General features: G+C 49.5%; 10 protein-coding genes, 5 tRNA genes and 1 pseudogene. 4 read left to right on the plus strand and 12 right to left on the minus strand.

What is annotated here, in order from left to right; genetic code table 11:
- The first annotated feature begins 367 nt into the window (after nt 1-367).
- Genes DS743_RS02075 through DS743_RS02085 form a run of 3 tightly spaced genes read left to right on the plus strand, consistent with a single transcriptional unit; the run spans nt 368 to nt 2,182 of the window.
- Entirely contained in the window at nt 368-937 is a 570-nt protein-coding gene (locus DS743_RS02075) for a GGDEF domain-containing protein (protein WP_231128271.1), read from the plus strand.
- The gene (locus tag DS743_RS02080; protein WP_231128270.1) at nt 825-2,003 is read left to right on the plus strand and encodes an EAL domain-containing protein; all 1,179 of its coding nucleotides are present in this window, start codon (nt 825-827) and stop codon (nt 2,001-2,003) included. Before DS743_RS02075 ends, DS743_RS02080 begins: the two co-directional genes overlap by 113 nt.
- A complete protein-coding gene (locus DS743_RS02085) occupies nt 2,000-2,182 on the plus strand; it encodes a diguanylate cyclase domain-containing protein (RefSeq protein WP_035185258.1) in 183 nt (60 codons plus the stop codon). Before DS743_RS02080 ends, DS743_RS02085 begins: the two co-directional genes overlap by 4 nt.
- A 91-nt stretch (nt 2,183-2,273) precedes the next feature.
- Here DS743_RS02085 and DS743_RS02090 read toward each other — a convergent pair whose 3' ends face one another.
- The 11 genes and pseudogenes from DS743_RS02090 to DS743_RS02140 form a co-directional block, all read right to left on the minus strand.
- Nucleotides 2,274-2,777 carry an ECF transporter S component gene (locus DS743_RS02090; RefSeq protein ID WP_035185256.1) on the minus strand — a complete coding sequence of 168 codons (504 nt, stop codon included), beginning with the start codon at nt 2,775-2,777 and terminating at the stop codon, nt 2,274-2,276.
- A gap of 176 nt (nt 2,778-2,953) precedes the next feature.
- Nucleotides 2,954-4,333 (minus strand): annotated as a pseudogene (locus DS743_RS02095) (aldehyde dehydrogenase family protein); the annotation flags it as partial.
- Nucleotides 4,334-4,897: 564 nt separating this feature from the next.
- Nucleotides 4,898-6,271, minus strand: coding sequence for an amino acid permease (locus tag DS743_RS02100; RefSeq protein WP_035185254.1), 1,374 nt, complete (start codon nt 6,269-6,271; stop codon nt 4,898-4,900).
- Nucleotides 6,272-6,378: 107 nt separating this feature from the next.
- Nucleotides 6,379-8,157 carry a DUF6449 domain-containing protein gene (locus DS743_RS02105; protein ID WP_035185251.1) on the minus strand — a complete coding sequence of 593 codons (1,779 nt, stop codon included), beginning with the start codon at nt 8,155-8,157 and terminating at the stop codon, nt 6,379-6,381.
- Nucleotides 8,129-9,034: an ABC transporter ATP-binding protein gene (locus tag DS743_RS02110; RefSeq protein ID WP_035185249.1), complete on the minus strand. Its 906-nt coding sequence runs from the start codon at nt 9,032-9,034 to the stop codon at nt 8,129-8,131. Before DS743_RS02110 ends, DS743_RS02105 begins: the two co-directional genes overlap by 29 nt.
- The gene (locus DS743_RS02115; RefSeq protein WP_013440030.1) at nt 9,021-9,395 is read right to left on the minus strand and encodes a GntR family transcriptional regulator; all 375 of its coding nucleotides are present in this window, start codon (nt 9,393-9,395) and stop codon (nt 9,021-9,023) included. Before DS743_RS02115 ends, DS743_RS02110 begins: the two co-directional genes overlap by 14 nt.
- 206 nt (nt 9,396-9,601) lie before the next feature.
- A tRNA-Asp gene (locus DS743_RS02120) sits at nt 9,602-9,675 on the minus strand.
- 26 nt (nt 9,676-9,701) lie between these two features.
- Nucleotides 9,702-9,773, minus strand: a tRNA-Glu gene (locus DS743_RS02125).
- A 3-nt stretch (nt 9,774-9,776) separates the two neighbouring features.
- Nucleotides 9,777-9,849, minus strand: a tRNA-Val gene (locus DS743_RS02130).
- Between the two features lie 2 nt (nt 9,850-9,851).
- A tRNA-Arg gene (locus tag DS743_RS02135) sits at nt 9,852-9,925 on the minus strand.
- Between the two features lie 30 nt (nt 9,926-9,955).
- Nucleotides 9,956-10,027: transfer RNA gene (locus tag DS743_RS02140), tRNA-Gly, on the minus strand.
- A 636-nt stretch (nt 10,028-10,663) separates the two neighbouring features.
- Here DS743_RS02140 and asnB point away from each other — a divergent pair.
- Nucleotides 10,664-12,256 carry an asparagine synthase B gene (gene asnB, locus DS743_RS02145; protein WP_035184260.1) on the plus strand — a complete coding sequence of 531 codons (1,593 nt, stop codon included), beginning with the start codon at nt 10,664-10,666 and terminating at the stop codon, nt 12,254-12,256.
- 36 nt (nt 12,257-12,292) lie between these two features.
- On the opposite strand, the gene DS743_RS02150 is transcribed toward asnB, so the two are convergent.
- The gene (locus DS743_RS02150) at nt 12,293-13,168 is read right to left on the minus strand and encodes a TrmH family RNA methyltransferase (protein WP_035184257.1); all 876 of its coding nucleotides are present in this window, start codon (nt 13,166-13,168) and stop codon (nt 12,293-12,295) included.
- Nucleotides 13,169-13,296: the final 128 nt, after the last annotated feature.

Raw genomic sequence — 13,296 nt, forward strand, 5'->3', positions numbered from 1 at the left:
GCTTTTTCACTCCCAAGAAAGTGTTCTTGTTCTATTTTCATATTTATTTCCTTTTTCTAGGCTTTTTTAGTGAATTAGCTAGGCAAAGCTACTCGATCATATTATAATTTCTATCAAATCCAAAAATCATTCTATTGATCTGCTTTTGGATTTTGGGGAAACAAAATTTTGCATCATAAGCACTGGCTTATTAGAAAAGAACTATTAACTTAAGCTGATAATCACCCACTTGATTATCCTTCAATCAATTAAGGAATAACTATGGCAGAAGCCCTTTACCAATTTACCGATCAAGAACGCGCCCGATATGAGAAAACACCCCTGCCGCTTTTAGTTATGCAGGTCATCGACGGGGAAGTACCATGCCTTGCTGGCTTCTGACGAATACTGCAAGATGGTTGGCTCTGACCGGGAGTCCATGCTGGAATACCTCAACCACCACAGCTTTGGCCGGGTCTACCCGGCTGACGTTGTCCACCTGGCAACTTTTTCAGCTTCAGCTATCAAGTATCCCCAATGCCACTTGACCTACTGCCTGTCCATCAAGGGCGAATACCACACCATTTTTGCCCACTCAAAGCGGATCAAGACTGAGGACGGCACAATCCTTTTGCTGGTTACCTACTTTGACCTGGGTAATGACCAGAGCCAGCAGACCAAGGAGCAAAGTGAATCCCCCAACATGGACCTGCTGACGGGCATGCCCAATGTCAGCTACTTTAGCAAGTTCGGGGATGACTTTTTAAGAAAGCTCTTAAAGCAGGCCGGGCAAGTTGACGTTATCTACTTCGACATTTCCTCCCTGCACTCTTACAACGACCACTTTGGCTTCTTGCAGGGGAACCAGCTTATCAAGAAGTGCGGGGAAATCATCCGGGCCAGCTTCCAAGAAGCTGCTGCCGGAGATCCAGAAGAAAGTCGCGGATTTTTCCGCTGACAAGGTCACGACCGTCAGAGCCGGCGTCTACCAGGTCAAGGAAATGGGACCAGCCACCAGCGCCGTCGACAAGGCTTACCAGGTCTACAATACATCTGTCAAGAAGCGCTTTGAGATGCAGGACTACTTGATGGGCCACTTTGAAGAAGCCCTCAGCCAGAACTGGCTCAAGGTCTACTACCAGCCGATTTTCAACCTCTATTCTAAGAAAATCTGCAACTTTGAAGCCGTCTCCCGCTGGCAGGAACCAGGTAAGCCGGCTTTAAAGGCCAGCCGCTTTATCCCTGTTCTGGAAAGAAGCGGCCTGGTCTACCAGATGGACCAAAGGCGGGCCGACAACCTGCCAACCGTTCCGGTCTCCATCAACCTCTCGCCTAGCGACTTCAACATCGACGGTTTCATCGACCAAGTTCTCGGGATCACCCAGAAATACCAGATCCCCCACAACATGATCCAGTTTGACCTGCTGGCCCAACCAGTCGCGGTTGACCAGCAGCGGCTGAAGGACGCGGCGGCCAACTTGCGGAAACAAGGATTCAGGATCTGCCTGGACCGCTATGGCGGGGAAAACAACGACTTGTCAACGGAAACCCTGCTGGAATACAATTTCGACTATCTTAAAGTCGACGTCCGCAGCTTCAATACCAACCGGCAAAGGGCCAAGATCATCCTGGCTTCCGTCATCAACATGTCCCGCCTGCTCAAGATCGTCCCGGTCGTCAAGGGGGTTGAGGACCAGGCCATGCTAAACTTCATCCGGTCCTTAGGAATCATGCTGACTCAGGGGCGGCTTTTGGCTAAAGAAATGCCGGAAGAAGAACTGAGCCAGGAAAGAGATAACTTTGAAAGCGTTGAAGAAAGAGCCCTTTTCTCTGGCTTCAACCACATCAACGTCCTGGATCCCTACTTGGAAACCCGGGACCGGCTGGACAACAACTTTGAGAATCCCCGGCCTAATTCCATCTTCATCGTCCAAAGCCAGCAGGCCAAGCTGGTCTACTGCAACAGAGCCTTCCGCTCCTGGACCGGCTGCGCAGGAATGACCAAAAGGTCCGGGAATACTTGAAACAGGTCAAGATTCTGGACTTGAAGTTTGACATCCATATTTCTGCCGGCTATGTCTATGGCCAGGCCCAGACCCCAGACGAGGTCTACGAAATGATCCGGGAAGCCGACCGCATGCTCTACCAGAGCAAGGACAATGGCCGCAACCAGATCAGCGGCGGGCCTTCGCGCTATAATTAGCATTCTATTTAACTGAATGAGCATTAAAAAATCCACCCATCTGGGTGGATTTTTGCTTGTAGTGCTTTCTGTATTTCTTTTTTCTCCCTGTTTACCGCAAGCGGTGTTGGAACTGCTTTTCGATGCCGGCGTGGTAGACCAGGTTGTAGCCTAAGCACGCCCCAACGGCTGCCTGCAGGCATTCAAAAGGAAACTTGACCAGGGAGATAGCCGGGGTCGCGTAAATGAAGGCCCGGCCTAAAGTGTAGCCAGTTACCATCACGGCGGCGCCGATAAAGATGCCCAAGATGACCTTCTTTTGCTCGCCGGCAAACTTGTGGGCAAAGTAAGAGATGATCAAGGCTTCAAAGCCGTGGGAGAAGAGGCTGACGAACATGGGCGCCGGGTAGAAAAGGAAGTCGCCCAAGAAGGCCCCTACCCCGCCGACCACGAAGGCCTCTGATGGGTACAGCAACAAGGCCGCGGCGACGATGACCACGTCGTTGAAGTAGAGGTGGCCGCCTGGGACAGGGATACTGAATGAAGACAAGGCAACGTTCATCGCCATCAAAACGGCGACGACGGCGGCTCTTTTGACTGACCATGATTTTTGCATGTGATTTCCCTCCAGCTTGTAACTTTGCTTTCTATTTTAGCACTTTTTCAGTATTTTTTTAGGTTTTTTTCTTACAAAAAAGAAGAAATAAAAAGCCAAGGCGATGGCCTCAGCTTAGATAATTTAAGACATGGATTCTTGATTTTTAATGACGGTATTTTTTATAAGATTGGCTTTCTTCTCATGGCCACGGTCTTGATGTTCAAGAGGTCCTTGGCGGTGATGTTGTGAGAAACTGAGTTAGCCCCGTATGAGCCGGTTCCCAGGGTCAAGGATGGCATCATGTTGTTGTAGACCCCGCCGATCCCGCCAAGGGCAGCCGGGCTGTTGACCAGGATACGGCAGGCAGACATGGCGAAGGCAAACTTGCGGATAACCTTGCTGTTTTGGGTGTGGATGCCGGCAGTGTGGCCCCGGCCGCCGTAGTTCAAGAGGTCGGTGCAGATCTTGAAGGCCTGGGCACTGTTTTCTGCTTTGTAGAGGGTGAAGACCGGGGACAGCTTTTCAGCTGACAATGGGTACTTCGGGCCAACCCCGCTGTATTCAGCCACGATGACTTGTGTGTCGGCAGGCACGGTCACCCCGCACATTTCAGCGATCTTGACCGCGCTCTTGCCGGCCATCGGGCCAGCGACTGTCCCCCGGCGGGGGTCGATGAAGTGTTCTTCAAAGAGCTTGATTTCGTCAGCCTTTAAGAAGTAGCAGTGGCGCTTTAAGAAGGCTTCCTTGACTTGGTCATAGACCTCCTTGTCAACGACGACGGAGTTTTCTGAGGCACAGATCATCCCGTTGTCAAAAGTCTTGGACAAGACGATGTCGTTAACTGACTGTTCAATGTCCGCTGTCTTTTCGATGTAGGACGGGCCGTTGCCTGGGCCCACGCCCAGAGCCGGCTTGCCAGTTGAGTAGGCGGCCTTGACCATGCCTGGGCCGCCAGTGGCCAGGACCATCTGCACCTTTGGGTTGTTCATCAAAGCCGTCGTGGCCGTGAGGCTTGGGTGTTCGATCCATTGGATCCAGTTTTCCGGTGCCCCGGCGGCAGCCGTGGCTTCCTTGATCAGCTTGGCTGTTTCCACGCAGCATTTTTGGGCTTGCGGGTGGAAGCCGAAGATGATGGTGTTCTTACTCTTCATGGCGATCATAGCCTTGAAGATAACCGTGGAAGTCGGGTTGGTGACTGGCGTTACCCCGGCGATGACCCCGATCGGTTCAGCAATCTTCATCAAGCCTTCCTGCTTGTCTTCTTCGATCACCCCGACCGTCTTCATATCCTTCATGCTTTCCCAGATAGTCTGGGCAGCATAGGTGTTCTTGGTCACCTTGTCTTCGACCTTGCCCCGGCCAGTTTCGTCAACTGCCATTTGGGCCAAGTAGCGAGCATTGTCTTCACCGACTTTTTCAATGACTTGACAAAGCTTGTCCACGTCTTCCTGGCTGAAGTCGTCCATCTGGGCTAAGGCTTCATGTGATTTATTAACCAAAATATCGATATTGTGGTAGATTTCGTCTTCAGTTCGAACTGACTTTTCCACTTCTGTGGTGCTTTGCTTAGGCATTCTCTCGTCTCCTGCTTCTTGCTTATTTCTTGTGATAAATTTCTCAATTACTACTATAACAACATTTAGAAAAAAGAAAAGAGGGTAAAATCCCCCTTTCTTAATGACACAAGAAGCTGCTTTTCCCTTATGTTTTGCCTTATTAGCGATGTAAGCGATAACCGCCTTTTGTTATTGTGAATAAATTATTTTATATATCTTTTCCACTTTTACAAAAGATAGCGATTTCTGTCACAAAAGTTAAAAGGTGATTTTTCCAGCTTTTTCGCCGATAAAAAACAGATTTGCTTGCCTGTATTCTCCGTTTTTCACTAAAAAAGACACGGTAAAAGGCCTTTTAGCAGTTCAGTAACCTTTTCACTTACTCTCTGTTTTTTAGCTGTTTTTTGGCAAAAAGAAGAGAAAAAACAGAGATAAGATACTCTCTTTACTAGGCAAAGCCAAGGAAAATGTTCGACTTTTACAAAAACGTATAGCTTTTCTCCCTTATTTTTCCCAGTATTTTTGAAAAAATCCTAACATTACGCATAAAAAACAGCCATGACTCGGTCATGACTGTATGATTTATTTACTTTTACGCTGGTGGAAGTAACAGAAACTCCCAAAGAAGACGGCCCAGGCCGTGGCCAGGCTGGCCCCAAAGATATCCGCCTTGACGAAGAAGAGGCTGAAGAAGATGACCAGGAAGAAGGCAATCGTCAATGGACTGGTTACCTGGTAAAAAGGCATCTTGAAGCCATCTTCCATAAAGTCACTGGACTTGCGGTACTTCCGGTGAGCCAGCAGGGCCAGGACGTAAACCAGGATGAAGATGTCACTGGTGGCCCCGGCGACCATGCTGAAAGCCTCAATTGCCGTGTTAGAGAAGCTGAGAATTGGCGCGATCAGGGCGAATAAAACTGAGATCGCGATCCCTCTTGCCGGTACCCCGTTTGGCGCAATCTTGGCAAATTTTTCTTTCAGCCAGCTGCCCTTTTTAGCTTCTTGCGCTAATTGGAAGAAGTGCCGGCCAGCTGAGAAGATGGTTGAGTTCAAGGCTGAAGCCGCGCTGGTCAAAACCACGAAGTTCAGAACTGAAGCCGCGGTAGTGAAGCCGGCTAACTGGAAGACCTGGACGAAAGGACTGCTTGAGGCAGACACTGACCGCCAGGGAACCACGCACATGATCACGGTCAAAGTCCCGATGTAGAAGATCAAGATTCTCAACAAGGTCTCGTTGACCGCCTTTTTGATCACCTGGTGGGGATCTTCAGCTTCCCCGATCGTGATAGTCACGAATTCAATCCCGGCAAAGGAGAAGAAGACCATCGGGAAGGCGGTAAAGAAGGCGTAAGTGCCATTTGGCGCCAGCTTGAAGTTCTTGGTCAGGCTGGCTAAAGAAGCATAGCCAACCGGGGTTTTAGCATGGGTTGCCACCAGGAAGACCCCGGTCAAGATCATGGAGATAATAGCGATGATCTTGATCATGGCAAACCAGAATTCCGTTTCCCCAAAGAGGCGGGCTGCCGTCAAGTTCAGCAGGGTCAAGGCTCCTAGGAAGATCAGCTCAACCAGCCAAAGAGGCGCGTGCGGGAACCAGTACTGGAAGTAGGTCCCGACCGCTGTAAGTTCAGCCATACAGGCAAAGAGCAGGCCGATCCAGTAGGACCAGCCGGCGAAGTTGCCAGCTGCTGGCCCCAGGTATTTAGTAATAAATGAGACGAAGGTATGGTGGTTGGGGTCTGAGTAAAACATTTCTCCCAATGCCCGCAGCATGAAGAAGAAAAAGACCCCCATGAATGCATAAATCAAAATGACTGACGGTCCGGTGGCCGAGATCGTGCTGCCGGCCCCTAAGAAGAGACCAGTCCCGATCGTGCCCCCGATGGCAATCATCTGGACATGCCGGTTCGATAAGGACCGGAGCGTTCCGTCCGCGTTTTCGTGTCTTTTCGCCATCTGTCCTCCTAAATAATTAAAGCAACATTGATCTATAATTATTTTAATAATAGAGAAAATAGCCGGAAAAGTAAAGTTATTAAGCAAATTAGGCTGATTTTCACCCTTTAACCGAATTGATCTTCAAGATAAAAATCTAAGGGCTGTTGATACTCCAATTTAGCTTTCTTTGCGGAATACAATTTGTTTTTCTTTAAGAAAGCAATTGTCTGACTGTAGTTGCTGTAAACCGGATAGTAGATCTTAGCCCGCTTGCCATTTGCCCGCGTCCAGGAAACCGCGACTTGGCCAATCGGCTTCTGCAGGCTGGCCTGCTGGTAGTCCCACTTGGCTAAGTCTTGCTTGTAGGCTGCCCGGAAGTCCTTGTAAAGCTGGCTGTCCTGGCGCTTGATCGTTTCCTTGCCATTTGTGTAGGTAAAGGACACGCTATCCAGATTGTCCATAATCATCTGGTCGTGGTAGATCTGGAAGTAAGCCTGCTTGTAAGCCTTGGTCTTGCTGATTGGTTCAAAGTATTTCTTCAGCGTCTTTCTATCCACATCATAGACCCTGGTCTTGACGCGGCCATTCTTCATTCTGAAGACAAAGCGCATCTGGACTGAATCTTCCCGTTCATGGGACCGGTTCTGAGTAAATTTGCTGCCGGCTTTACCCAGATTTGTGAGGTCACTGTTTACCGGCAAATACATGTATTTCGCGGCATAATCGCTGGCGTCACCTTTAGCTGATTTTTTACCCATGTAATAGTTGGTATAGATGCCGTCATCCCGCGAAATTGCCACACTGGCTACTTGCTTGCTTGCAGGTAGCCAATCATCATAGCGCTTGGCTCCCCAAACCATGCCGGCCAAAATTGCTAAACCCGCCACGGTTAACAGCAAGCTCTGGACAAAATTATGCTTCCAGGCAGCCAGGTCAAACTTGTAGATGATTTCCATCAAGCTGGCAGTTATTAAACCAATGATCAGGGCACCAATAATGCCGCAAGCAAAGTTTAAGTTGACCATCATGTAGCCAAAAATCCCGCCAATTGCCGCGAAATAGACAACCAAGATGATCTTAACCACCTGTTCAAGCCAGGCAAAAGCCACAGCTCCGCCCGCCTTTTCATTAGCCCGCTTCTGGTAAGCCCAGTAGGCTAAGGCGAGGTAAAGGACGGTCCAAAGCAGGTTAATCCCGATCCCCAGCCAGTGATTTGAGTTATATACCTGAGTCGAAGGATTGGTGTATGCCAGCCAATCATGATTGTCATAGCCAGCCGTAGTTGCCAAGGTGGAATAGAAGATTGAATTCAGAAAAATCAAGCCAAATTCAAAGCAGGAGAAAAAGATCGTGGCTAAGCCAGCCACAAAGGTATTACCTGTGATCATCATGCTCAAAGAGGCGATAGCGTACCAGGCTGAAAAGGCAAAGAGGTCGGCCAGAAAGCCCCGCCAGATCTCACCGTCAGCCAGGAAGTTAGCCCCACCTGCAGCCAAGATCAGCATTCCGGCCAGGAAAAAGAGCAAGTAAAGCAAGCTATAAATAAGCAAGCTGTTGACCGTAATTCCGATGAAGCGGGTCTTGCGGCTGACCGGCTGGCTCTCGTAATAGTCCACTTGCCGCGGCACGTGCAAGAAGCGGAAGCCTTCAAAGGCCAGGTAGATGCCGAAGATCCCGGCCATCGCAGCCGACATGCTCGTATTTTGAAAAATATAATATGTCCGGGCGTCATGCAGCAAGGAAGCCGTCTCAACATCTTTGTTGCTGATCAAAACCAGAATCGGCCCAACGATATAGAACATGGCCATGACCAAGATCGCCAAGACTACAGGTACTTTCCGGTGCCGCAGGATTTCTTTTTGCGGCAGACCGTGTTTATTTAAGGATAAGTTTGCGCGTGTCATAGCCAACTGCCTCCGCTTCTGCAATAAAGATTTCTTCCAAGGTCAACGGCAGGATTTCGAAGAAGGTCATCGGCACATGGTCAAAGACCGCCTCGACTTCGCTCCGGTTCCCCCGCACGACCAAAGTGTGCAGGCGGCCCCGTCTGCTGTGGTCAACCAGCTTCAGCTTGCCCAGGACTTCCTCCATGTCCCGGTCGTCCTTAAAGACGCACTGCAGCTTCTGGATTTCCAGTTTCATGTCGACCAAGTCTTCTGATAAAAGCAGACCGCCGCTGTGCAGGAAACCGATGTGGTCACAAATATCTTCCAATTCCCGCAAGTTGTGAGAGGCAATGATTGGAGTCAATTGCCGCCGGTCCATGTCTTCGGCAAAAAGGCTCTTCATGCTCTGCCGCATAACCGGGTCTAAGCCGTCAAAAACTTCGTCTAAGAGCAGGTACTTGGTGTTAGTACATAATCCTAGCAGGATCGCCAATTGCCGCTTCATGCCCTTAGAATAGTCGTGTATGCGGCGCTTTGGCTCTAAGCGAAAGTCCGCCAGCAGTCTGGCAAAACGTTCTTGGTCAAAGTCCTGGTAAACCGCCGCGTAATCCCTGGCCATAGACTCCGCTGTGGCATTTGGGAAGAAGTAGGGGTCATCTGGAATGAAGCAAAACTTTTTCTTTGCGGCTGGATTGTCATAAACTGGCAAGCCATCAATAGTGATATGCCCAGAAGTCGGCCGCAGGATGCCAGCGATCATCCGCAAGAGGGTGCTCTTGCCGGCCCCGTTGGTCCCGATCAAGCCAAAGACCCGGTCTTCTTCAATGGTCAGGTTAAGGTTCTTAATGGCCTCTGTCTGCCCATAATCCTTGCTTAGTGCATCAATCTCGATCATCTTCTACCGCCTCCTCCATGACCTCAGCAAATAATTCCTGTGGATCCAGGCCTACTGCTTGAATCTCCTTAATTAAATCAATCATTTTCCCTTTCAGCTCTTCTTTTTGCTTGCTCTTCAGCGTTTCATTGGCCCGGACGAAATTCCCCCGGCCCTTGACGCTGTAAACGTATCCCTCCCGTTCCAGCGCGGCGTATGCCTTCTGCACTGTATTAGGGTTAGTCGACAATTCCATGGCCAACTTCCGCACAGACGGCAGCTGCTCATCTGGCAGCATGACTCCGGTCAGAATCAGCTGCTTGTACCTGTCCGCGATCTGCTGGTAAATCGGCCGGCTGTCCAAATAGTCAATAAAGTCCACTAGCTCGCTCCTTTCTAGCTGTCTCTACTGTACTATTTATTCTAGTACACCAAAGACAAATTGGCAAGTAATTAGCAAAAAGAAAACAGATTGTTTCTAAAGTAAAATAAGCAGTCAAGAAAATTTAGAAAGAAAAGAATAAGACAGAAAGAGAAAATAAATGCAAAGACAAAAAAAGAAGCAGGTGGATACCTGCTTCTCAGTGACGGTCCATGCGGGATTTGAACCCGCGATCTCCTCCGTGACAGGGAGGCGAGATAGACCACTGCTCCAATGGACCAAATATTCTGTTTTGCCTTCCGGCAATGACCCGTACGGGATTTGAACCCATGTTACCGCCGTGAAAGGGCGGTGTCTTAACCACTTGACCAACGGGCCAGATGGAGGATACAGGGCTCGAACCTGTGACCCTCTGCTTGTAAGGCAGATGCTCTCCCAGCTGAGCTAATCCTCCAATGCACCCAGTAGGACTTGAACCTACAACCTTCTGATTCGTAGTCAGACACTCTATCCAGTTGCGCTATGGGTGCATCTGTTCAATTAAGCATCGCTTGATGCTAAGCGGAAGACGGGATTCGAACCCGCGACCCCCACCATGGCAAGGTGATGTTCTACCACTGAACTACTTCCGCATGATAAAAGCCAGGCTAGACAGTCTGGCTGATTGAGCGCGGCAGCTTCCTATCCTCGCAGGCAGTTTCCCACCAACTACTTTCGGCGTTAAGAAGCTTAACTACTGTTTTCTGCCGCGCCTCGGCGACGCAACAACTAGTATTCTACAGGGTTTAGGGAAAATGTCAACACTTTTCAGCGAAAAAATCAAAAACTTTATTGGCAAGCCTTCTCTGCTTTTTTAAATTCATTTTAATTTAGCCTTGATTTATTTCTCATTTGGATTACAATAGTTCTTAATTAAAAAAGTAAGCCATAAAAAGACGAGTAAAGGCGGGCAACCTCCAGTGAGCTGATGAGAGTGGAAATTCAGCAGGCTCTGCCCCCCTTGAAAAACACTTTTTCAGCTGCCAACCGAAAGACTTAGCTCCAGTAGGCTTGGCCGGTTCTGGTCCGTTACCACCGGATGAGCATATTTGTGCTCAAGAAGCAGGCTCTATTATCAGAGCAATTTGGGTGGTACCGCGGAACAAAGCCTTTCGTCCCTTACCGGGGAGCGAAGGGCTTTTTCTTTGCTTGGCGACCCTTTTTTCATTAAATAGCGATTTTTACTCACTTAAATTATTTTTTGCTTAAAAAAGAAAGAGGCAGCGTATATGTGCGGATTTTTAGCGATCGACTCCAACGAATTTGACTTGAAGACCTTTGACGAAGCCCTGGCCAAATGCCAGGATCGGGGACCGGACATGACCAGGGTCTTTGACGAGCGGGGAGTTACTTTTGGCTTCAACCGCTTGGCCATCATGGACTTGACGGACAGCGGGATGCAGCCCTTTGAAACCCTGGACTGCACCCTGGTCTGCAACGGGGAAATCTACAACTACCCGGAACTGAAAAAGAACCTGGAAACCGACTACGAATTTACTTCCAGCAGTGACTGTGAAGTTCTGATCCCCCTTTACCGCAAATACGGGATTGAGACGATGGTTAAGATGCTGGATGGGGAATTTTCCTTTGTCCTCTATGATCACCTCTCAAAGACGATTTACGCGGCTAGAGACATCATCGGTATCCGGCCAATGTTCTACGGCTTTACTAAAAAAGACGGCAAGATTGCTTTTGCCTCAACTGGCAAGAACCTGCTTGACCTCTGCCGCGAAATCCACCCCTTCCTGCCTGGCCACTACTATGACGGGGAAAAGATCGTGGCCTACCATGAACCAGACCTCACCCCCAAGATGAGTACTGACGATTTTGAGACTGCGACTCACAAGATTCATGACCTTCTGGTTGAATCAGTTGACCAGCGCCTGGCCTCAGACGCCCCGGTCGGCTACCTCCTTTCAGGCGGCCTTGACTCTTCCCTGGTCTGCTCGATCGCCGCCCGCCTGCAGCCAGATACGAAGATCAGAACTTTTGCCATTGGGATGGACCAAAACCCGATCGACCTTAAATATGCCCGGGAAGTGGCTGACTACCTGGGAACTGACCACACCGAGTTCATCATGACCAGAGAAGACGTGCTGGGCGTTTTAAGAGAAGTCATCTATACTTTGGAAACCTGGGACATCACGACTATCCGGGCTTCAATCGGGATGTACATTCTCTGCAAGAAGATCCATGAAACAACTGACTTGAAGGTCATCTTGACTGGTGAATGCTCTGATGAGCTATTTGGCTACAAATACACCGACTTCGCTCCAAGCCCGGAAGAATTCCAAAAAGAAGCAGCCAAGCGGCTCAGAGAGCTCTACATGTACGACGTCTTGCGGGCAGACCGCTGCATTTCCGCCAACTCTTTGGAAGGCAGAGTGCCTTTCGCTGACCGGGAATTCGTCGACTACGTCATGAGCGTGGATCCGGACTTGAAGATGAACCACTACCACAAGGGCAAGTACTTGCTCCGGAAGGCCTTTGAAGAAGGCGACTGGCTGCCCCGCGACATCCTTATGCGGGAAAAAGCAGCCTTCAGCGACGCCGTGGGCCACTCCATGGTTGATGACCTTAAGGAATACGCTGAAAGCAAGTACAGCGATGAAGACCTGGCTAAAGCAGGCGAAAAGTACCCATACCGGACGCCATTTACCAAGGAATCACTTCTTTACCGGGATATTTTTGAAGAATTCTACCCTGGCAAGGCTGACTGGATCAAGGACTACTGGATGCCAAACAGAAGCTGGAAGAGCCTGGGAAGCGTCACCGACCCAAGTGCCCGGGTATTGAGCAACTACGGGGCTAGCGGTGAATAAGTAAAAAAGAAAATACAAAATTAAAAGGACCGGAACTTAATCCAGTCCTTTTTTGACTTCCCAAAAGGCTAAAGAGCTAGCGGCGGCAACATTCAAGGAGTCCACTCTTTCAGCCATCGGTATCTTGATCGTATAGTCGCTCTCCGCGATCGTTTGCGGCAACAGGCCTGGTCCTTCAGAACCTAAAATGACAGCCAGACGGTCTGCTTCTTTTAAGACCGGGTCGTCGATGTCAACCGTGTTGTCCCTTAAAGCCATGGCCGCGGTCTTAAAGCCCAATTCCTGCAGGCTGGCTACGCCTTTTTCCCGCCAAAGTTTTTGATCCAGATAAGTCCAAGGCACCTGGAAAACCGTCCCCATGCTGACCCGGCCGCTTCTCCGGTATAAGGGATCACTGGAGTCGGTTGTAATCAAGACCCCGTCCATGCCTAAGGCCGCGGCTGAGCGGAAAATAGCGCCAACATTGGTTGGATTGACGACGCTCTCTAAGACCCCGACTCTGGCATGCTTGGGCAAGGCAGCCGCAAATTCACGCAGACTTGGCCGCTTTTTTCTTCGAAAGGCACAAATGGCGCCCCGAAGCAGATTATAGCCTGGCAGCTTGCGCAAAAGGTCAGACTGAGCGACAAAGATCGGAAAATCAAGCAAGTGATCGTGGTTAGCAGCCAGCTCCCGTTCAAAGTCCGCTAAATCACGTTCTAAGGCCTTTTCCTCCACCAGCATGGCGATTGGCTCATAGCCGGCCCTAATTGCCCGCTCGATTACTTTCGGACTTTCAGCGATGAAAATACCGGCTTCTGGCTCATAGTAATGAAAGAGCTGAGCTTCATTGTAATCAGTAAACAGCTTTAGTCTGGGATCATCGAAAGCGTTAATTCTGATCAGATTGTTTTCTCTGTCGATTCTGTCCATGTCTTTATATCTTTCTTATTCTCTAGCCTCTTACCTATTTTATTATAGTAAACAAAAAGAGCCAGACTTCCGTCTGACTCTTGCTTCGCGCGGCAGCTTCCTATCCTCGCAGGCAGTTTCCCACCAAC

The organism is Lactobacillus leichmannii, from assembly GCF_024701915.1.
GTDB classification, from domain to species: Bacteria; Bacillota; Bacilli; order Lactobacillales; family Lactobacillaceae; genus Lactobacillus; species Lactobacillus delbrueckii.

Excerpts from the sequence above, each read along its gene's own strand:
- DS743_RS02105 (WP_035185251.1), bottom strand. The coding sequence starts at position 8,157 with ATGACACGCGCAAACTTATCCTTAAATAAACACGGTCTGCCGCAAAAA.
- DS743_RS02090 (WP_035185256.1), bottom strand. The coding sequence starts at position 2,777 with ATGCAAAAATCATGGTCAGTCAAAAGAGCCGCCGTCGTCGCCGTTTTG.
- DS743_RS02100 (WP_035185254.1), bottom strand. The coding sequence starts at position 6,271 with ATGGCGAAAAGACACGAAAACGCGGACGGAACGCTCCGGTCCTTATCG.
- asnB (WP_035184260.1), top strand. The coding sequence starts at position 10,664 with ATGTGCGGATTTTTAGCGATCGACTCCAACGAATTTGACTTGAAGACC.
- DS743_RS02110 (WP_035185249.1), bottom strand. The coding sequence starts at position 9,034 with ATGATCGAGATTGATGCACTAAGCAAGGATTATGGGCAGACAGAGGCC.
- DS743_RS02150 (WP_035184257.1), bottom strand. The coding sequence starts at position 13,168 with ATGGACAGAATCGACAGAGAAAACAATCTGATCAGAATTAACGCTTTC.